Below are 21886 nucleotides of genomic sequence, written 5' to 3' on the forward strand. Positions count from 1 at the left end.
ATAACAGGGCCCGGATTTCTCCGGGCCCGACCACATTATGCTTAAAATATTTTTACCAACGACTTGCCTCAAACCAATATTCAGCAGGTCTATCTGGATACGCAGATGCATCTACGCCAACAATATCTAAAAAACGATTTAAAGAATAATCCATAACCGCTTGATATTCAGCTGAAGTATGCTGTTCAAGCACAATGGTACCTGGCTCTTCACCACCATAGCGTGCAGCAAAATATCCACCATCAACAGCGTCTTTAAATTTTTTATTAGCGATATACTGTGCTTCAGCATATTTTGCCTTACCTCTCGTTTTCGCATCTTGATCCAAATCACCCCGTGAATCGATAAATGCAAAGTGAGTTTGAATTTGAATTCGTTTATCTTCAACATATCCAGCCGAAACCGCACCAAAACCAACAACTGCCAACACTAACGCCATTTTCTTTAAAATCATCATAAAAACCTCTTTTTATTTAATTTTGTTCAACTCTTTTTAACCTACCTCAGCCGAGTAAAAATTATTTTTTATTCAAAATCACCCACAAAAAGTATGCTTTTTTATAAAATTTCAACACTACAAAATAACAGGGCCCGGATTTCTCCGGGCCCCAAAGTCACTTAAACAGATGCATTATTTTCATTCAGAAACCCAAGCACATGGAGTTCCCACAAAATATCTAATTGCCGAATTCAACATGTTAGATTTTCTATTACCTTTCAATGCATCGTGTGGATCTTTTACCACATCACGAACATGTCTCATGTAATTGATGATTCTCCAACAATTTAAATGAGGCAATCGTGTTTTGATATACGAGAACAATGCTGTCGCACTTCGATGTTGTCCTCCCATACAATGAACAAGCACCTGCCCTCCACTGCTCAACGTTGCATCCATAGAAGCAAATATTTTTTCACTGTATGGCAAAAATTGAGTATGAAAATTTGATATATCATCTTTCTCATCACATGGACAATAAATAAATCGTTGTGCATTTCTTCCTGTGAAGATGTCAAATTCTTTACCGCCAGAACCATTAAACTTCCCATACGATCTAAATGTGTTTCTTATTAAAGCAATATCAGTTGCTCGTTCGCTTGTATATGCAGCAACACACAAAATAAGATCAAAATTCGTACCATCACTAAGTGCGCCAGGAAGACTATCAAATCCGGGATGACCTATCAACGCAACACCATCCTCTGATCCAGTGAGCCACATTTGTTCATTTAATCTGTTAATCTCAATGGTAGTCAATTTTCGTTTTTCTTCAAAAATTTTCGTTGTCGCATTATCATTTCCCAAAAACAAACCACTTCCCATATCTGCAAATGGCAAGTACATGCTGATATCGTAACCTACGTGCGTCGCCATTTTTGATTTCAAATTAGACCAATCCCCACGCTCAATCATTTCCCTCAACTTCTCATCAGAAATTTCTTCAAACCCAGGTGCTGTAAAGTTTTTAATTTTCGTATTTATGTCTGCCAAGTAATCAGGAACTACCTCAGCCGTTGGATCAACCGCCGAAACTTCACTTCGTCGACCAACACCTGCGGCAGGATGAATCGCTCCGCCAGCACCACAACCAGGTGTACCTTCAAACCTAAGTGCACTTGCAGCAGCAAGGGCTAACGCTGGTGAAGGCGCCTTGCTACCCCAAGAACATCCAAGGTAATATTCAACAACACTTCTTAATGTCATGCCATAATATTGTATATTTTCCTGACTTAACTCTTTCAAACTATTAATAGTTTTCACGCCTTTACGCTTACTTGCGCAGAGCGAAATCATATCACACATCACCCGACTATCGTTGCGACCTTCTATACCTGATAGTTTTGCTTGCTCGAACAAGTAGGCAACGGTGATTGCCAAGCTTCGGTTCACACCATCTATGCAGTGAATAATTACCGGTCGACCTAAGTCAAGAGCGTTCGTCATTAATTCAAAAACGCGATCTTTTTCAGGCAAGAATCTGGATACAAACTGATCTTCAGTTGCGTTTGAACTCTCTAAAAATGGACAATAAATAAATGTAACACCATCTTTTTTAAACTCTGCGCAAAAAGGGTTTTGATCGCCTTGCTCAGGTGCAACTTTAGCAGCTCTCCATAGATTACGAAGCTCAATCATATCACGATGCTCTTGTCCACAGGGCCAATCAACAGGATGACCCTCCATTAGACACGCACAAACGTGACAATTTGCCTCATTACCAATCCGTTGATCTAAATTACCAACAAATAAAACAACTGCCGGCTTTTGGGTCAAACCATATTTTCCAGGTACACCAGCTAGCGCAGCTTCATCTTGCGCAAGCCAATAATCTCGCGTAAATTGCCATGTTCCAAGATATAAATTTCCAGCAATTTGATTGAGTTCCGAATAAGGCACAGTAAATCTAACATCTGCAAGGGTATTTAAAGCAGCTTGTCCTTGATTCATCAATTCAGCAAGTTGACCAAAGTTTGCTCTTTCAAAACCAAGGTCTTTATATTTTAAAGTGGTTGCAACTGCTTCTCCTTCATATTGTACGGTACACGAGGATGTCTTCAAGCCTTCAATCGCTGTACGCAATTGAGATAGGAAAGGCACGACCACAGGGAGAGAAGCGCGACAAAGTGTACACGTTTGCGCAGATGGCTCGTTCACATAGGTGCACTTAGAACAGACTTTTCCTTCTGCTTCTTCTGCTCTAAGCCTTGCTCTTCTTGCTTCTATTTCTGCTCTAAGCCTTGCTCTTCTTGCTTCTCTTTCTGCTCTAAGCTTTGCTTGTCTTGCTTCTATTTCTGCTGCTAATCTTGCTTCTTCTGCTCTTCGCTTTTCTGCTGCTTCTTCTGCAGCTCTTTGTCTTTTTTCTTCAACTCTTCTTAGATCTTCTATAGCAGCTGCTTCTTGATCATTCGGATACGAAAAATATTCGATTTTTTCTGGCTCTGTTGGGAAAAAGAGGTTTGTAACATCATAAGAACCATAGCCTGGAAGCCTAAAAGCAAATAAAATTCTAGATTCGTTTAATACCAAACGGGCTGGCGCCATATTTTCTTGTGCAAGATTTTTTCCCGCAAGAGAAGCGGAATATTTTTGATGAATGAAAGCAATAATTGGTCTCCATTCTAAGGTATTAACAGCAAAAGCATTTTTATATGTTTTATGTTTTGTAAGACGAAACCTATTTCCATTGACATACACAAAAAGCTCATCTTGTGTTTTATTTGCCTCAAAATCTGCCACCGAAGTAATAACTGGAATTGCTTCTTCTGCTGCTAATCTTGCTTCTTCTGCTCTTTGTCTTTCTTGTCTTTCTTGTCTTTCTTTTCTTTGTTCTTCTGTGCCTAAACCAAAAAAATCTCTCGTATCTAATGAAAAGTCTCTTAAGATATTAACACCCACATACAAAGCAGTAGAAATACCACCAACCAATGCGGTAACCAATCCGGTTACTCCTAATTTTTTGGCAAGTGACCACGAAGCATCAGTAGCCTGCGCACTCGCGTCAACCAATGGCGCAACCCACGCAGGACACTCCGCTGCAGAATAGACCACAGCTTCATGCGCGCCTTTTGTATCAACTGAAAGCTGAATAACAACTGAATCAAATTCGTTTTCTGCAACAACTGCCAGAACGGCTGGTTGTTTTGCTGCAAAAAGCAATCGCAGCTCGCTGGCAAGCTTGCTTTCGTTATTTTTTATACGTTGTACTAAATCATCTTTTTTGGTAAAAACCTTCAACCAGCGAATTTCTTCCGCCGAGACGGTCATTCTTTTTTGTACCAACGATGCTACATCGCCAGTCACGTGGACCGTTTGCACCTGTTTTGTAGAAAGCGCTGTCGTTTGCGCTCCGGGAACCAGTAACACCGGTTGTCCAATCACATTTGATGCCAAAAGAAGCATCAAACACATCATTTTTATTTTTGTATTCATAAAAAACCCTTTTTTTATACTTTTTTAAGATTCTTTAAGTCTAAAAAATAAAAATGCACCCGAATAAAAAATCATATCCTGGAAGAAATTGTATGATTTTTATGAAAAAAGAAAATTTTCTCCGCTCAAAAGAAGACAGGCTGAAATAATAACCGCTAAAAGATCACCTGACAAAAAAGACCCTTCTTGAATACCTTTTTTGTAAAAAAACGTAAAAAAAGATGCTTTTTTTTATTTTTAAAAAATTACCCCACAAAGCTCAAAAGACTCTTTATCATACGATTATTATGTTGTTTTAAATTCTGTGATTTTTATGTCATCGCTGCGTCTTTTTTTTAGTTTTTTACTCTTTTTTAGCGTTTCTCTGCCCGCTGAACCAACAATTATCGTCAGCAAAGCACCTGCAACACTTGTAAGCAGTTGCGCCATTTCTTACGAGCAAAAAGAAACAATTCCCGCAACACCACCAGCATTTGTCCTTGATTTATCAAAAACCATCTATGGTTCAACACTTGCAAGCTACTTTGGAACAAAAAAAAGCCATTCTTTTTTACAAAATCTATCGTGCAGCCAATTTTCTGACCTTCAAAAACTAATCTCGATCAAAAAAGGTTTATTGTTCAGAAAAACAAGCCCAAAATCTGTTGAATTATTCGTGCACATTACCGGAATTGCTCAAACAACCCCGACAATTGCAACCATTACGATCTTGAAACAACCCCAATCGACTAACCTTACCATGAATATCGATTGCGTTGGGACAACACCCACGCTGCATCCAACGATTCTCAACTGCATGACCAGCCTTTTTTTGCAAGATTCCTGGTGGACCAAACACAAATCAACTCTGCAGCTTGGCGCGATCGCAACACTCATGGTGCTGGCTGAATCACAGCAACGTTCAAGCTACTCGCGCGCGTATGCCAAACGGGTACACCGATTTGTAAAACAATCCGAAAATAAAAAAGCGTTAATTCAGTACAACCTTCTTATGAGTCAACTTCTTACAGGAGCGAGAGAAACAAAAAGGGATAATAATAAAAATATTTTATATAAAGAGTTAGGCCAAACAAGATTCGTACTGTTAACTGGTAACACCATTGCTTTCCCAGAAGGAACAGAAACAACTACCGCAGAAACCAAAGAGCTGACATACCTCATTCCATTCAGCAAGGTTAACCCTTTTGAAATCAAAAAAAACCTCGATCAATTCAACCGTGATGGTTGGCGAGTCTACTTTTTTGACGACCTTGGATGTGGTGACGCAGGGCTTTGGGCTTTTGATCCGACCGGAATGCACACAAAGATCGACCAGCACGCGATTGTTGTGCCAAGAAACTCGATCACGATCTCAAGCTCAGAAATCCTCACCGATGGGATCACCGATGCAATCACCAGCGTTTTTTCTCCTCGGCTTGAAACGGCTCGGGATGGCGCTACTGATGCATAAACAGTAAACAATTCTTTTTTACGACTATTCAAACAGATAAAATATGCGTACCTTGAGAAGATACGCATAGTTTTAACCATAAACACAGATGAAAAACGCTCGCAAAAATCATAGTCAACATAAACATTCGCACAAAAATCATTCTCGTTCTTATCACGCAGAACCACGCAAAAAAAAAGAACATGGCCAAGTTTTCCTACGCGACCAGTCGATAGTTGAAGACATGCTCAAAGACGCTCAAGTACAATCAAACCACACCGTGGTAGAAATCGGCTGTGGCGATGGCTTTTTGACTTCTTCTCTGCTCTGCTACACTCCCTGCAAAAAACTTGTCGTTTTTGAAATTGATGAAGAATGGGCGCGCGTGGTGAAAGAAAAATGCACCTCACCCAAGCTCGATTTGAATGTTATCAATTTTTTGGATGTTGACCTGACTCAGTTTTTTTCGCCTGCTGATCCTGTTGTTTTGCTGGCAAACCTGCCCTACCACATAACGTTTCCCATTTTTCATGTACTCAAAAAAAATGCTGACTTATTTTCGCACGGAGTGGTCATGGTGCAAGAAGAAGTTGCTCAACGCTTAGTCGCCACACACGGACGCAGCGCAGGCGCAATTTCGCACTACTTCCAGCATTATTTTGAGCTCAAGTTACTCACCAAGGTACCACCAACAGCCTTTGACCCTCAACCACAAATTTTCTCTCGACTGGTAAGCTTTCGCCCCAAAAAAGAGATCTGCGCCATCCCAGACGAAGAACAATTCTGGGAATTTGTAAAAACCTGTTTTAGAAATCCACGACAAATGTTGCACAACAACCTTCATGGAACAGCATTTGGGCACATTCCGCTGACGCCCGAAACAACCAATTTACGTGCACAACAAATGAACATGGATCTCTTTTTGGCTTTATGGAGCGGACGCTAATTACACGCCCTCAAGATCTTCAGGATTTACAGGAAATTCTGGAAACATTCTCCTATAAGAATCTTCAACCACAGCCTTTTTTTGTCGTACGTACATGAATGGGTAAGCCCGAACATTTATCAACCCTGCAGCAGTAAACAAATTAACCACAGAACCTCTTTCTCGCGCTTTAACAAGTTCTGGCGGTAACAACAAATACACTGGATCTGGTAGATATTTCACTTTAAAATCTCTAAATTTGGAAAGAAAACGACCAAAAAAATCTTTGTCCTCGAACATTTGTTGCAATCCATCAAGCATCTCTTGATCTTCAGAAAGAACAAAGGGCTTCTTAGATCGATCAGTAAAAATCTTTTTTAACTGATCGATCTGAACAGAATTTGTTATTAAATGATTTTGTCGCGCCTCAAGCGACCTGATATGCTCAAAAACATGTTGCACATAATCTGTTATTGCTCTTTCTTCGCCAGGTTTTAAACCTGTGATTTTAAGCAACTGCTCATAGGTCCAATATTCTTTAGTTCTAGCATCGAACAGGAAAACCCCAGACACTACAAGATCTTCAGGCTCTGAACTATGAGCCGCGACGTAAGAATTTGTGATCCGATTATTGCGTCCTTTTTCAAAAGCTGCATAATCATCACCAAAAATAGTTTTAATATAAACTTCATCTTCGCTTACTGACGCATGCACCAGAGGCACCCTGCGCCCTTCTAATCGCTCAGGAGCAGACCATGGTTGCACGGGATTGGTTCGGCGAGGGGGGGTTGCTTCTCCGTCTGGGAAAAGGCACCTTGCAACAGGAGACAATTCACCATCTGCTCGCTTTACAATGTTTCCATAAAGATTTGGCGACGTATGATCACCGTCCCTTGACGACAAAGAATCTACAATCATTTGATCATCAGATAATCTTAACGGCGCAATACTGTTTTTCTGGAATATTGGCTTAAAAATCTCCAACATTGTCTGACGAGAATTTGTCGAAATCGCTCGTCTCTTGTCTTGAGGGCTTAAAGATTTAAATTGCTCCAATGTCCAATAAAAAACGACTCCTGACTCTTCATACGATAAAAAAACAGATTCTGCATCTTCTCTTCCTGAAGAAGGTGGCGTTCTTGCTGAAACTCGCTCTTTTTCAACAGAAACAGAAGATCCACTACCCCCTCCACATGAATATCCTCGTTGCGTCTGCCAAATTTGACGAGGCGGGGTTGAGGGCAGAGTGCCAAAAGTGTCATCAGAAGAATCATCAGAAAATCCTGTATTCAATGGCGAATCAGAATCTTGCGGCTCCCCGAGATTTTCATCTTCTGGTGCATCTTGCAAGTGCCACACAGAATACGGCGAATCGGGCTGAGGCAAAAGCACACCCAGCTCACGAACTACGCTCACGAAAGTTGGATAAAAAAAACATTTAAATCCTCCTAGTTCTGGCAACTGGGCTGAAACCCCACGCGGTACAAACATCCCTGACGAAACAATCGCTTGTGTTGCACCAGCATCACCTTGGTTGACCGGTGCAGGAGCACCAGTAAGCTCCAATAGCCCAGGGACCGCATCAGCAACCTCAAAATCTTGCGCTGCTCCTTGAGCAGCAAACCTGAACAATTGAGCAATCACAGCCTGCGCTTTTGGATTATGAACATTCTGTAAAAACCACTCAAAAAGATCCTGCGCTTGCGTAGGACTAGTCAAAACCTCACCAACCACGCCTTGCTCTGCATCGCCAAGAGCGAATGAAGCTTGATGCAAACCTTGCAATTGAGACGCGAGCCGTTCTCGTGAAACTCTGAACGTTGCAAAAATTTTCAACAGTTGCTCCATGTTAATTTCTTGATGCATCCCGCCTGGAGCTTGCACCGTCATGACAGGTGTTGAAAGATTCATACCCATAAAACCCTGAGACGATTGAAGCCGCGACAAAAGCATGCGTAAATTTTCTTGCGAAATAAACAGAATAAGATCTTCAGGGCGATCTGCTGCTGGCGCCCCACCAGCAACTTGTACCATCTCTCTTCTTACTGGAACTAGCGCGAGAGGCTCTTCATGGGCAGGAGTTACTACTACTGCATCAACAGTTACAACTGGACCTGGAACTGGATTTACAGCTGGATTTAAAACTGGGCCTGGAACAGCATGAACTGGATCTGGAGTTTGATCTGGAACAGCATGAAATGGATCTGCAGCTGGAGTTTCTTCGCGATTCAACGCAAGATAAGAAAGCCCTGCTAAAAAAAGGCCCCCAATTCCGCTAAGAGTAGCACCCAAAACGCTTACTCCACCCGCAGCTACAGCTGGAACTACAACTGGCAAAGCTTTTACATCAGCTGGCAACGGTTGCTCTGCTTCTGAATCACTTAAAATTACCACAACATGGTTAGTCTCTACCGCAGGAGAACTCTCTGCGGAAGGCTCATCAACAAGCTCCACCACATCACCAGCAACCTGCACATCAGACGCCAATGCTGGTTCAACATCCAACGATTTATTTACCAGCGGTTGTTGGGTTGGTTCTAACAAAAAACCATTTTCCGCAAGATACAAAAAAGAAAAGGGGAATTTTCCGGTCACTCGCTCATCAAGCAGCTCTGCCTGCTGCGCGCGAGCATTTCCCTGCATCGAAAGGACATCACCCGCTGAAGAAATATGCGAAAAATCTTGAACAGACATCAAAAAATCTTCTGTCACAACGCGTGCTGTTCCTGGAGTAGGCTCTACAGAAATAATTGCCCATCGAGGCTGAAAAGATGATAATTTTTTTGGAAAAATCTTATGTGCAGAAAAAAGTTCTTTCATTTCGGCTAATTCATCAACCGTTTTTACCGCGTTTGAAAACGAGGATATAAAATCGCTTATTTTTTTTCGTGCGCTCGCTTGCGCATCAAAATCCTGGAGCGCATTGATCTGAGAAATCAGACGCTTTGCATCCAGAACGGTATAAAAATATATTTCCGAAGCATCCGCATATACACAAAATAATGCCGGTCCACAAAAAGAATCGCCACACGATCGAACAATGTCCGATGCTGGCACACGCAAAAGCTGCGCCGCTGAAAGCGGAAGCGCACTTACAAAAACTACACTCAAAATAATTTTTAACGTTTTTTTAATTATCTGCATAACACCCAAACCCTTTTTATTTATTAAATCACACCAAAAAATTACTCTTTTAGACGACCTGCACTCCTCAAACGCGCTGTTATCTCTCTTCCAACAGCAGCACTATCCGCAGATCGAATGCTCACTTTTATTCGACAGGTATCTCCCAGCTTTAACTCTCCAGTAGGTACCCAAACTCGTTCGGTGTCGCTTTGCGCTTCTAACTTAGAAACAATTTTTACATACACATCACAGTAAGAAGCATTCATTTCATGCGCTGACAGACAATCAAAAAATGCGTTCATAGAAAGTAATACGTTTCCGCTCGTCACATTTCTCAGCGCTTGAATAGCCTGTGCGGCATATCTTCCTGACACGCCAGCTTCTTCACTAACCGCTAAATCTTTTTTCCAGCAAACAGTTGCTTCTATGCTATTTATTTTTGAAAGAAGAATATCTCCCTCTTCTCGACACCGCTCATCAATACCTGCTAAACGCAATTTACGCACTAGAGTGCCATCTGAATTTGTATGCATTTTCCAAACAAAAGTATCTCCCACTTGCGGATTTTCCATACCTACAAACTGACAGGAGCCTTCAATAAAACCGAGTTGATACAATTCATCATCAAATAAAACATTGCGCTTCAATCTTCGTATTGGCTCTTGATCACCGTGCCTTAACGGACTTTTTACATATAAGCGACGAGATTGCTGTTGAACCGTGTCTCCACCAAGATGATCGGTTGAAATCTGCATATCAAAGCAATCCGAAACTGGAAGTTGTGCAAAATAAGGAAAAACAGATAATCCCGCATTTCGCAAGAATGCTGCGCCTGCCATTCTCTCTTTTGCCTCCGGAGTATCATCAATCACAAAATCATCGGCATTTCTCTCCGCTTGATCGTGTGGTGCAAATGTTGCTGGCTCTGTCATAAATCCATCAGCCTCAAACATTAACGATGGGACACTTGGTCCAAAAACAGTTGTTTGTATCGAGTTTGCTGATACAAATTCTTTGCCGCCAAATCGGCGCGATGCCTTAAATCGATCGTCATGCAAAACAGCTGGCTTTGTAAAAAAATCTTCGAATTTTTTTGATCTCAACGCCGGACAAGACGACTCTCCCAAAAAATGCATCATATTGCAAAAACGCTCATACGCGTCAACATATGAAACTAATGGAGCTTGATTTTCTTCAAACAATCCCTGCGGGTACTGATCAACGATGAAATCCTTTCCTTTGTTTACCCACCACGACCATCGCTTAAACCAAATAAAGAGCGAATTACTATCACTCCCCGAACCGAAAATCGCTGGCAGCTCTCGCTGACAATAATCAAAATAGGTAAATTTTTTCAAAATACTTAATTCACGCTCACGCAATCCGGGAAAACACAGTTGCGGAAACATCAAATTAATAAAATTTTTAAAGCGCGTTTTTTTAGTTGTCTGATCCATCTCTGCAAGAGAAACACCTGGAAAGAAACTTCCCACATATGCATCCAAAAAAGTAGGATCTTTTTCTATTTTTTTTAACAGCTCAGCTATTTGATCAATCGTCCAAAAATCGCCCCCAGAATACACTTGTGTTGTTTTTGGATCACACACAGTTACCGCAACACCAGCAGAATCTCGCTCAACTTTTGGTGAATAACGACTTACGATCCTAAATGTAGATCCAGATAAACCTGAACTAATTGCACCAAGATCAGCATCACTTCCATGAAAAACGGCAAGATCGTTATTGGAATGATATCCTGCCGGCAAAATCACATATTGATTTTCTATGCCATTATTTGCACTTACTTCAATTGGATTCAGGGCCCCTGATGCTTGAACGCTTACTGGAAAAAAATATCCTGATTCTGAATTTGCTTGCTTTGTAATTCGAGCTTCTTGCAAGCGATACAATGCAACCGACGGCCCGCACAAAAAAGAATTTTCTTCGATGACCGCTTTTTGATGATCTGCAAAAACCTGTCTTGATTTTACTCCAACAATAGAATTTCTAAATTTATTATATCGATATCCAAAAACACCGAGCCCTGCCAATCCCAACAATTTTGCCACAAGCGAAAAACTACTTGCCTGCGAAGGCTTTGGACGAAAGAACAAAAATGCAAAATAGTTTTTACTATAATTTTTCTTGACAGCAAGAGCCCAGTCGGCATCTTTTTTTGTCAGCAATTTATTTTGCTGAATCGACTTGTTACTCGAAATAATTTTATCATCGATAAAGTGAGTTATTAAAAAATCCAAATCACCTTCAACATCAAAAGAATTAATGCTATCGGCGAATAATAACCAGCCTGGAAAATCGATAAACCAATAAGGATGAATGTCATTTTCCATAAAAAACGTCATTACCGCAAAACCCTCTGGGGTTAACTGCTTATATTTATGCTCACCCTGAGACAAATATTTTCGCAAAACAGTTATTTTTTCCGAACGCAGTAACTCGTTTTCGATCATCAACAAGCGCACATATAATTGCTTAAGTTGCACGGCGGTCCAAAATCGCCCCGAAAAACTCAATACAACCGAAGGACCGATTAAGTCTGAATCTTTATCATAAAAAATGTCTTGCATGGACTCATCGCGAATACTGGTTCCAAGAAACGACTCCCCAAGAACCTGCGTGTCTATTTCCGAGGAGACAATCCCCATAAACAAAAAAATAAAAATGATAAAAAGTTTCTTTTTGCTCATGCGTCTTGCGTACCAACTTTACAACTATTGCCAATGTTTTTACCGTAGCAAAAAATAAAATTGATTGTTTTAAATCAAAAAAAAACTAAAAAAACATCGTTTTAAAGTAATTTTATGATTAAATTTTCTTGCTGAAACGCAATTAAAAAAGGGCCGGGCTAAAAATGCAAGCCCGGCCCTTTTTATAAATAATTATTTTTCAGAATGACAGCTCGCCTCTTTGTGCGATCTCCAAATTTCAAGCTCTCGAGACTGCTTGAGCCATTCAGCAACAAGTCTTTTGTGCTCTTGCGTAAGGGCATCATGCAATCGCGGATCCTCAGAAGCTTTCCAAATTTCTTTTTCGATGCTCTGAATTTCTACAGCAAGATGCTCAACCCAAGCTTCTAATTCAGAAAAATTAAGCCTCATTCCTCTTGACGCTTCTGCGACCTCAAGGCTCCTTGTTTCATTAGAACTGTTATACGCATCCATTCTTTCGCTATTTGTTACATCAAAATAACCCGCCCCCGAAGAAGCACCCCGACGACGAGGAGAAAAATAAAAACCACCTTCTGCATATCGCTCTCGCTCAAGTTCTGCCTTTTGCAAATCCTGGAAGTACCGTTGAAACTCACGTAATCTTCCAAGAATGTACTCAACCTTTTCATAATTATGGGGATCTTTAGATTGTCTTGATGAAGAACAGCTGCTCAGAGCAGGCAGCAATTCACCAATAAAGTAATTAATTTTTTTTAATTTTTCTTGGGTAGATGAACATTTTTCAACCGCCTTAATTTTGCTCACTACAAGCGCATCTAGCTGTTTAATCATCAAATCAGAAAGTGGTGCCTGTAAACCACTTCCTACAAAAAACAAAACGAACAAACTAATTATTTTTCTGTTCATACACAATTCCTGTAAATCCAACACGCAAACTATATAAAAATTATTCCAAATCTCAGGCAAATAACAATTGGATCGTCTTTTTTATTCAAAAAATAACGTTTTTAGGCTTTTTTGAATCACAATAATGCCCGCCGAACCCTAAAATCTGCGGCACAGCCATTTTTTAACGCTTGTACAAAATCACTCATTTCCCACTCTACAGCAGCGTTATCAATCCATTCATCAAGAAAATCTCTCTGCTCCTCTAATTCTTGAGTTGTTAAAACTGTTCCATCTTCTTTGGTAAATCCACCGCTGAATCGCCGTTCTTCAGCGCCCTCTGCAGGAAGACCAATCTCTCTTTTTATCGCGCCCAAAATTGCACCATAAACAAACTGCAGCAAGTCACTTCTTGGGTCAAAATTCTGCCCAGCAACCGCTTTTAAATTCGCGACATCTTGCGTAAGTTGCGCCAAGGAACGAGAAAAAACACTCGGACAAAAAAAGACTACCCAAAACAGATAGCCCAACAATTTAATAAAAGATAATTTCACAAGCTTTCTCCAAAAACCCTATTTTCCAGAAGTTGCTTACAAACGTGATCAACCAAAAAAGACGTTACATAACCGCCTAAAACTACAAAGCCCTGAAGACTCAGGGCTTTATAAGTATACTTAAGAACCGGTTGTTTTTGAAAGATGATAGTGAGATCCCTCAAAATGATAGTTACATGAAAGCTCAACTTTGTGTCCAACCAATCGCTCGATTTGCAAGATCGCCGAAAACTCAGTATTGAGCAAATAGTGATACACACGACTTCCAACACTTAACGTCATCCGAGAGTTAGGAATATCTTTTTTGATATCCCGAGAAACTCCAGAAAGCACTGCATACGCATCCGCAGCTGCAGACTTTACAAAACCATTTCCCTTGCACTGGAAGCACTCATCGGTTAAGTTTTGCACTAACGTTCTTCCCGAACGTTTTCGCGTCATCTGAACAAGACCAAATTCAGAAACTTTAAGCGTTACCGACTGAAATTTATCGCGCTCTTTAAGCTCTTTTTCCAAGAACCGCGAAAGCTTTTGCCGGTTTGACGACTTATACATATCAATAAAATCGATAACGATAAGTCCACCAATGTTACGCAAACGCAATTGACGCACAACTTCTTCTGCGGCCTCAAGGTTAGTAGTCAAAATCGTATTTTCCATCGACCCTTTACCGATAAACTTTCCAGTATTTACGTCAATAACCGTCATCGCCTCAGTTGATTCGATAATCAAACTGCCGCCAGACTTTAAATACACCTTTTTATCCAGCAGAGGATTAACCTGCTTTTCCACGCCAAAATATTCAAATGCAGGGATTGTTTCGGTGTATAAACGCAAGAGATGCAGCTGATCTGGCATAAAATACTTTATAAACCGCTGAATTCCCTGAAAATCATCCTGAGAATCGCAAATTACAGCCTCGATATCATTATCAAGATGTTCTCTGACTGCCCTGAGTGGAATTGGTAAATCCTCATGAATCTTTTCACCAACTTCAGCACTTTTTAATTTTTTATTGATCGAATGCCACACAGAAACAAGCATAGCCAAATCTTTTGTAATATTTTCACTGCTTTTATTTTCTGCGGTTGTTCGAATAATCGCACCCATTCCCGTTGGCAAATAACTCGTAACAATTGTCTTGAGTCGTTCACGCTCTGCAGGATCGTCAATTTTCCGCGAAACACCGATTTGTGAAATATTTGGCATCAAGACAATAAATTTGCCCGGTAACGTAAAACAAGTAGAAAGCTTTGCGCCCTTTTCGCCTACCGGTTCTTTGATCACCTGGACCAAAATAGAATCGCCTTCTTTAAATATTTTGCTAATATCCATCTGATTTTTTGGAATCAAACCCGATGTTTCAACCGGCAAATCAAGATCTGCAACATCGCCATCAAGATCTTCTGTCGATGACTCTACACTTCGCGCTCGATCAACTTCGGTGATATGCAAAAAACCTGAACGTGCCTGGCCAATGTCCACAAACGCTGTTTGTATTCCTGGCAAAATTTTGGAAACTTTTCCTTTAAAAAAGCATTTTTCAAGCTCCGGACGAGCTCTTGACTCGAAATATAGATCTTGAAGCCTATTTTCGTTATCAACAACAGCAACTCGAGCTTGCCACTGCTCCCTTTGTATAATAATTTTTTTCAACTGATACCCTACTAAAACAAATTTTCTTCTTTTTTATTGTTCTTTTTTAATACTTTTAACATCCTACATGAGAATCGATTATCTGAGTAGAAAATCGAACAAACATTCTTAACTTAAGCCGCAATTAAAAGTAAAAAACATTAGCCCACCAAGGAGCTCCGACATGAAAACACTCTTAAAATCTTTATTATCGTGCAGCTTGACCGTAGTTCTTCTCGGTTTTTCTGGCTGCACAGATACCAAAAAAAAGTCTAACACAAACTCTCCAAAAAAAGTTACAACAAAAAAAACAGTTAAAAAAAGCGTAAAAACAGATAAAAATGATACAAAAGTTGCATCCTTGTACAACAATGCCGACAGAAGCTTTTCAGATTCTAGCCTTGAAGACGAAGGCAATAGACTCAGCTTTATCGACGATCAGCCAATCGAACTTTTTGACCAAAAATCATTTGACCCTTCAGAAGAAGATGAAAAATTAAGTGCTCTTTCCCCAGCTGACCAACAAGCACTCGAAGCCGAAGTGAACTCACTTGTTGCGCTCTGGCAATCAGAAGACGCAGAAAACAACAATCAGGTTTCTGTCGATTTCAAATCACTCTTTCTTGACGATGAAATAACAAAATCTCCAGCACCTGAGCAAATTCATACAGAACAAAAAGTTGCTGAAAATGATGCTTCTGAAACAACCAAAAGCTTTGAAACCGAAGAACTTGAAACATTGCAATACCTAGCAAACCTTGAGCAAGAAGAAGGCGAAGAAATTGAAGCTTCAAACCCAACCCCTTCAACCGAATCCAACTTATTGGCATAAAAAAAGCCATAGAAAAGAAAAAGGACTGGAAAAAATCCAGTCCTTTTTCTTTTCTATGCAAAACACATTATCCGTTAGACGCTTTTGCTGCCTCAAGTTTTTGTTGCTGCTGTACAATCTGATTGATTCTGTTTATCACCAGACCCAAGCGCATTTCTTGACGCTCAAAGCCATACATATATCGAGAATAGCTCACCATTAAATACTTGCGAATACTCTTTGCCTGACTTCTCAAAAATTTTATCGATTGGTCTAAATACTTATCAGAAGAAAGCCGTGCATCGGACTCTGGAACAAGAATTGTCTCTGGATGACCAGATTGCCCATACGGAGAAAACTCAGCAACTTCGCTCTCGATTTCTGCAATAATGCCCTCAAGAAGAGACGCATACATTGCAACACTTTCTAGCAAGGCATCTTTTTTCTTTAAATCAATTGTGGATCCAGCTGCTTCTGTTATTGAATTCATAACAGTTTCTATATTTTTTGCACGTTCCCAAATTTCTTTAATTCGGCCCTTGATTTCATCTTTCAACACAGACAAACCGCTAATCGCTAATTTTAACGCAACTTGCTGAGACTCAGAAACAGGAGCACATGCTATTTCAACCTTTACTTCTTTTTCTTCAGCTTGATTGGATGCCTGTGTAACCTCTGGCGTTGAATCTGCTGCGCCATCAACTGTCATTAAATTATCTGCATCATGCTCTAAATAAGACATAACCCATTCCTAACGTTATTTTTATTTAATTACAAAATTAATCATACGGCCCGGGACAAAAATCACCGTGACAGTCATGCCATCATTTAACCATTTCTCAATAACAGTACGAGCCAAAGACTCTACAATTTCTCTTGTCGCTGTTGCTTCAACCTGAATTGTCGCCCGTAATTTACCATTTACCTGAACAGGAAGTTCGATCAGAGACTCTTGCACAAGCAAAGAATCATACTGCGGCCATACTTGTTCGTGTAATTTCAAATCAAAACAGACTTCCAACAACTCAGTAGAAAGATACGGAATCATTATGCTGCAAACAACCAACAAGTCACGTACCATTTCTTTTGAAAGCTTCAAATTTTTTCCTTGAATATCATTATACAATTCCATCAAAGATGCTACTGCCGTATTTACAGAATAACGTTCAATACGATCTGAATATTCTTTTAAAAATTTATTAAATCTACGTGCCGCTTGATCAGAAACCTTTTCACCCGCAGCAACAAGACAAGCACCTGAAGAAACAAGCGTCCACAAACGCTTAATAAAATGAAACACTCCACGAATTGAATCTGCTTGCCATTCATTATCAAGCTCTGGTGGCCCCATAAACAATGTGTACATTCGCAGGGTATCAACACCATACAAATCAACAATATCATTCGGAGAAACAGTATTTCCTTTTGATTTTGACATTTTTTCAACACGACCGGTTGTTGCTGACTTCATACACACCATTCCCTGGTTAAATAACCGTTTAAATGGTTCATGAAATGGAAGCACACCAACATCGTATAAAACTTTTACATAAAAACGAGAATACAAGAGATGTAAAACCGCATGTTCGATACCACCAACGTACAAGTCAACCGGCATCCAATACTGCATGTCTTTCATGGAAAACGCTTCTGTTGTTAACTGAGGATTTACATATCTCAAGAAATACCAACAAGAACCAGCCCATTGAGGCATCGTATTTGTTTCTCTTTTTGCTGGCCCGGAACAGGATGGACACGTAATGTTTACCCACCAATCAATAGCCGCAAGCGGAGACTCTCCTGTACCCGTTGGCTGATAGGACTCAACCTGAGGAAGCAAGACAGGAAGCTGTGATTCTGGAACAGCAACAATCCCACACGAAGCACAATGCACCAAAGGAATTGGCTCTCCCCAATACCGCTGACGAGAAAAAATCCAATCGCGAAGTTTGTAGGTAACATGTGAACGAGCAAATCCTTTTGCAGCACAATACTTAATAATTTCTTCTCGACAATCTCCGGCACGACGTCCTGCAAACGGCGTAGGCTCAAGTAAAATACCATCTTTCATATCGGTGTAACAATACTCAAACGCCTCTACTTTTGCGCGTTCTACAGGATCTTGCGGAACCAAAACAATCTTGAGGGGAATGTTATACTTTTGAGCAAACGCAAAATCTCTTTCATCATGCGCCGAGCATTTTACAATCCCAGTTCCATAATGAGCGAGCGCAAAACTTGCAACCCAAATAGGAAGCTCATTTCCACTCACAGGATCGATAATATATCTGCCGGTAAAAATTCCTTCCGATTTTTCTTCCTCTTCAACTGTTCTATGTGCACCGCCTGCACGTTTATCAAGAATATATTTGCAGTACTCTTTAACCGTTTGTTCCGTTTCCGTTCCTGCGATCAAGATATCAAGCAATTCGTGATCTGGAGCAATAACCACAAATGTATCCGCCATAAAGGCTTCAAAGTGCGCATTAAAAGTTTCGATCTCAAGATCCATGTCTTTGACTCGAGCAGAAAAACGCAATCCTTCGCTCTTACCGATCCAGTTTGCCTGCATTAATTTAACTTTTTCTGGCCAATCAAGTGTATTCAAGTCATTGAGCAATCGCTCTGCATACTCTGTAATTTTAAGCACCCACTGACGAATAGATTTTTGCTCAACTGCAGTCCCACAGCGTTCACACGATCCGCCGGAAGCTTCTTCGTTTGCAAGACCCGTCAAACATTGCGGACACCAGTTGATTGGCATGTTTGCTTCATAAGCCAATCCACGCTCAAACATTTTAACAAAAATCCACTGCGTCCATTTATAGTATTCAGGATCCGTTGTACTTAACTCTTTATCCCAGTCATAAATAGCACCAATTGTGCGAAGCTGCGCACCAATTTTTTCTATATTTTGTTTTGTACAAATTTCAGGATGAATGCCACGCTTAATCGCATTATTTTCTGCGGGCAACCCAAAAGCATCATACCCCATAGGGTGAAGAACATTAAAACCCTGAAGAAATTTTTGACGCGCATACACGTCAGAAAAAACATACCCCTTCCAGTGGCCAACGTGAAGACCATCTCCAGAAGGATACGGAAACATATCTAAACAATAATATTTTGGCTTAGTTGTATCATTTTTTGTTTTATACGGAGCTTTATCGGCCCAAAAAGCCTGCAACCGTTGTTCGATTTTTTTAAAATTATATTCCATGAAAGCTCCAAAACATCCCTAAAAAAGGAAACTTTGGTCAGTATATCACCAGAAAAACGATTTGACACTGCGATAATACAAGAGAATTTGCAAATCAAAATTATCTAGTAGAAAACAAGTGTTGCACAAAACAATTGAACGATTTTGACAAACAGTCGTAAGTTGAAAGTACAAGAACTCATTTAAAATGGTTAAAACCTCTACACTGGATACAAAAAGATGATCATTAAAAAAAAGCTGTTAATAGGGCTCCTTTTACTTACAATGACCACTAGATACATTTTTAGTAATGATCACCAGGAAGCCTGCGAAAATAGCAAAGTTTTTGAGTCAAATAAAAAAGAACTTACTATTCTTTTAATTATTCAAGCCCGCAATAATCTTGCACCATTTGCGATTCAAAATCTTCGAGCCCTTACAAGCGCAGGGGTTCCCAGTCACATAAACTTTGTAATTCAATGGGAACAACCAAATCAAAACGGGGTTTTTAGATATCTTCTTGAAGGAAATCAGCTCGTTGAAAAATATAAAAATATACATGATACAAATGCGCGAAATCCTCTTGAACGAGCAGTAAGCGCCTTTAATTGGACCATAGAAAACTATCCATCAAAAAAAATTGGTGTTATTTGGTGGAACCACGGATTTGGGGGTGTTGATCCAATCTGGGGAAATGCAGTAAGGTTTCCAATGTATTTGCACAATCAAGCACACTCTCAGAAGGCAAATATCTACGACCTTGTACACATCAGCAATAATGAACATCGCGCGATGATGTTTGATGAAGAAAATCGCACATACCTTAAAACAGAAGATCTTGCTGCCGCATGTCGTCAGATGTCTATGCGTATTGGACGAAAATTAGATTTTATCGGTTTTGATGCATGCTTTATGTCTTCAGCTGAAGTCTGGTCCATCGTTCATCCATTTGCTACCGTCGGGATTGGTTCGGCAGAAATTGAACTTGCAACAGGATGGCACTACTCTGGACTTATTAAGCAACTCAGAAAAGGAAATCAATCTCCACAAGAAATCGCGAAAATAATCGTTTGCACCTATGACCAGTATTACACCGGCAAAACACAATTTCACACACAAACTGCTATTGAACTTAATAAGGTTGCACCAGTAACTCAAAACTTAAATGCTATCGCAGAAAAATTAACCTTATATATGGATATATTTGGAACAAAATTCAAACAACTAATCATAAAAGCACGCAAAGCCTCCCTTGAATATGCAAACCCAATATTCGTAGATCTTTGCTCTTTTTATGACGAACTTCACAAGCAGCTGTCTTCAACACATTTAGCCAAAGGAGCCGATGCTGTAAATCAAGCTCAAACTCTTCACAACGCCCCTGGGCTGTATAACTCTGCACACGATACACACGAGATTAAAGAGCTTAAAGAACTCTTAAGAACTGGAAAAAAACTAATTGAATCCTCTGTTATTCATCACACAACAAGTGCACGTCTCTCTCGCGGCGGTGGGTATGGAATTTACTTTCCATGCAGAGATTTTTATGACACATACAGCACAGGAGCTTTTTCAAAAATCTCTGAATGGCCAAAATTTGTGAAAAAATTTAACACCATGGTTCAAGAACGAGAATTTGCAGCTCTCCTCTAAAAAGTCGAAAGGACTTAAAAAATAATGTTCAAAAAAATACTTTTTTTTGCCGCGCTTGTAGGAATCCAACAACACGCTCAATCGCTTGATGATGGAACAATTAAAAATCTTCTTAATCAACCCTCACCAACAACCCCCCAAACAGAACCCGCAACAGTTACAAGCGCTACAACACAGAGCAATACAAGCAACGAAACTCAAGCCACAAGCCCTGATTCTGCTACATCTAAAATAACAACCCTAGAAATGAAAGCTCCTTCATCACCGTCAGCTACACCTATTTTTGAGCCAGGCGCTTCTTTAGCGCGCCCTGGCCGTAACGCAGAAGAACTAGCATCAAGCGATGACCAAGAAGAAACTTCTGATTCTGGGCATTTTTTTGATATCAGTACCGAACAAGATCCATCCGAAAATATTAGAATTTCTATGCCGCGAATCTTAAGAATGCCAAACCTAAACCCTTTTTCTAGAAGGCCTGATTTCGACAGACATTTCCATAGAAACTATGACAACAATCAATATGAGGATGATGTGGACGAATCTGTAAACCTAGAAACACTCAATAAAAAAACCCAAGAAGCTCGCGCAGACCTAGATAAAGCGGAAGCAGAGATGAAGCAAACAAACGAGAAAAAAAATAGCTCTTCAGAATTTTTAAACCTAAAAAAAGCTATCCAAACAAAAAAACAAGCTGATAGCGACTACAATGCAGCTCTTGAAGTATTCAACAACTCAACGATCAAATCAGATGATGATGAAGCATTTAACGAATATCAACGCGCATCTTTCCGATATAGCAGACTTATACGCATACTAGCACAACAACGCCGATAGTATTTTTTAAGAGCGCTGCGAATGTTTTCTGGCGCTCTTATCCTCAAGTCTTGTAAGAAAAAAAGACTTTAGGCAAAACTGACCAGCATACGATTAAAAAAAACCTGGTCAGTTAATGAAGCAATCAAATATTTTTTTCAAAATCTCTTTTTTTATCAAAATCTTTTTACTGCTCTCAACAACAATCCGTCCTGGCGATATTGCAAATGAAATG

14 protein-coding genes are annotated in these 21886 nt (G+C 40.1%); 5 read left to right on the top strand and 9 right to left on the bottom strand.

From position 1 onward, the window contains the following. Positions 1–52: 52 nt before the first annotated feature. Both FJ366_01300 and FJ366_01305 read right to left on the bottom strand, forming a co-directional pair. On the bottom strand, positions 53–457 hold the full coding sequence (locus FJ366_01300) for a hypothetical protein (GenBank protein ID MBM3894214.1): 405 nt from the start codon (positions 455–457) through the stop codon (positions 53–55). A 180-nt stretch (positions 458–637) separates the two neighbouring features. Continuing rightward, entirely contained in the window at positions 638–1945 is a 1308-nt protein-coding gene (locus tag FJ366_01305) for a hypothetical protein (GenBank protein MBM3894215.1), read from the bottom strand. A gap of 2299 nt (positions 1946–4244) precedes the next feature. On the opposite strand from FJ366_01305, the gene FJ366_01310 reads away from it, so the two are divergent. Further along, positions 4245–5381 carry a hypothetical protein gene (locus FJ366_01310; GenBank protein MBM3894216.1) on the top strand — a complete coding sequence of 379 codons (1137 nt, stop codon included), beginning with the start codon at positions 4245–4247 and terminating at the stop codon, positions 5379–5381. A gap of 88 nt (positions 5382–5469) precedes the next feature. Further along, a complete protein-coding gene (gene rsmA, locus FJ366_01315) occupies positions 5470–6306 on the top strand; it encodes a ribosomal RNA small subunit methyltransferase A (GenBank protein MBM3894217.1) in 837 nt (278 codons plus the stop codon). Here the strand turns inward: rsmA and FJ366_01320 are convergent, their stop codons facing one another. From FJ366_01320 to FJ366_01340, 5 genes are all read right to left on the bottom strand, one after another. After that, entirely contained in the window at positions 6307–9429 is a 3123-nt protein-coding gene (locus FJ366_01320; protein ID MBM3894218.1) for a hypothetical protein, read from the bottom strand. 41 nt (positions 9430–9470) lie between these two features. Further along, a complete protein-coding gene (locus tag FJ366_01325) occupies positions 9471–12119 on the bottom strand; it encodes a hypothetical protein (GenBank protein ID MBM3894219.1) in 2649 nt (882 codons plus the stop codon). Positions 12120–12311: 192 nt separating this feature from the next. Next, positions 12312–13007: a hypothetical protein gene (locus tag FJ366_01330; protein MBM3894220.1), complete on the bottom strand. Its 696-nt coding sequence runs from the start codon at positions 13005–13007 to the stop codon at positions 12312–12314. A gap of 116 nt (positions 13008–13123) precedes the next feature. Then, positions 13124–13540 (bottom strand): hypothetical protein, encoded by a 417-nt coding sequence (locus tag FJ366_01335; GenBank protein MBM3894221.1) that lies wholly within the window; start codon positions 13538–13540, stop codon positions 13124–13126. A gap of 120 nt (positions 13541–13660) precedes the next feature. After that, on the bottom strand, positions 13661–15196 hold the full coding sequence (locus FJ366_01340; protein ID MBM3894222.1) for an Rne/Rng family ribonuclease: 1536 nt from the start codon (positions 15194–15196) through the stop codon (positions 13661–13663). Between the two features lie 163 nt (positions 15197–15359). Here FJ366_01340 and FJ366_01345 point away from each other — a divergent pair, with 163 nt between their 5' ends. Then, entirely contained in the window at positions 15360–16007 is a 648-nt protein-coding gene (locus FJ366_01345) for a hypothetical protein (GenBank protein ID MBM3894223.1), read from the top strand. A 67-nt stretch (positions 16008–16074) separates the two neighbouring features. Here FJ366_01345 and FJ366_01350 read toward each other — a convergent pair whose 3' ends face one another. Both FJ366_01350 and FJ366_01355 read right to left on the bottom strand, forming a co-directional pair. Next, complete coding sequence (locus tag FJ366_01350) at positions 16075–16728, bottom strand: hypothetical protein (GenBank protein ID MBM3894224.1); 654 nt, start codon at positions 16726–16728, stop codon at positions 16075–16077. Between the two features lie 21 nt (positions 16729–16749). Further along, complete coding sequence (locus FJ366_01355; GenBank protein ID MBM3894225.1) at positions 16750–19206, bottom strand: leucine--tRNA ligase; 2457 nt, start codon at positions 19204–19206, stop codon at positions 16750–16752. A gap of 219 nt (positions 19207–19425) precedes the next feature. Here FJ366_01355 and FJ366_01360 point away from each other — a divergent pair, with 219 nt between their 5' ends. Both FJ366_01360 and FJ366_01365 read left to right on the top strand, forming a co-directional pair. Further along, a complete protein-coding gene (locus tag FJ366_01360; protein MBM3894226.1) occupies positions 19426–20838 on the top strand; it encodes a hypothetical protein in 1413 nt (470 codons plus the stop codon). Between the two features lie 24 nt (positions 20839–20862). After that, a complete protein-coding gene (locus FJ366_01365) occupies positions 20863–21672 on the top strand; it encodes a hypothetical protein (GenBank protein ID MBM3894227.1) in 810 nt (269 codons plus the stop codon). Positions 21673–21886 lie beyond the last annotated feature (214 nt).

The sequence above is a fragment of the Candidatus Dependentiae bacterium genome (genome assembly GCA_016871815.1).
Lineage (GTDB): Bacteria > Babelota > Babeliae > Babelales.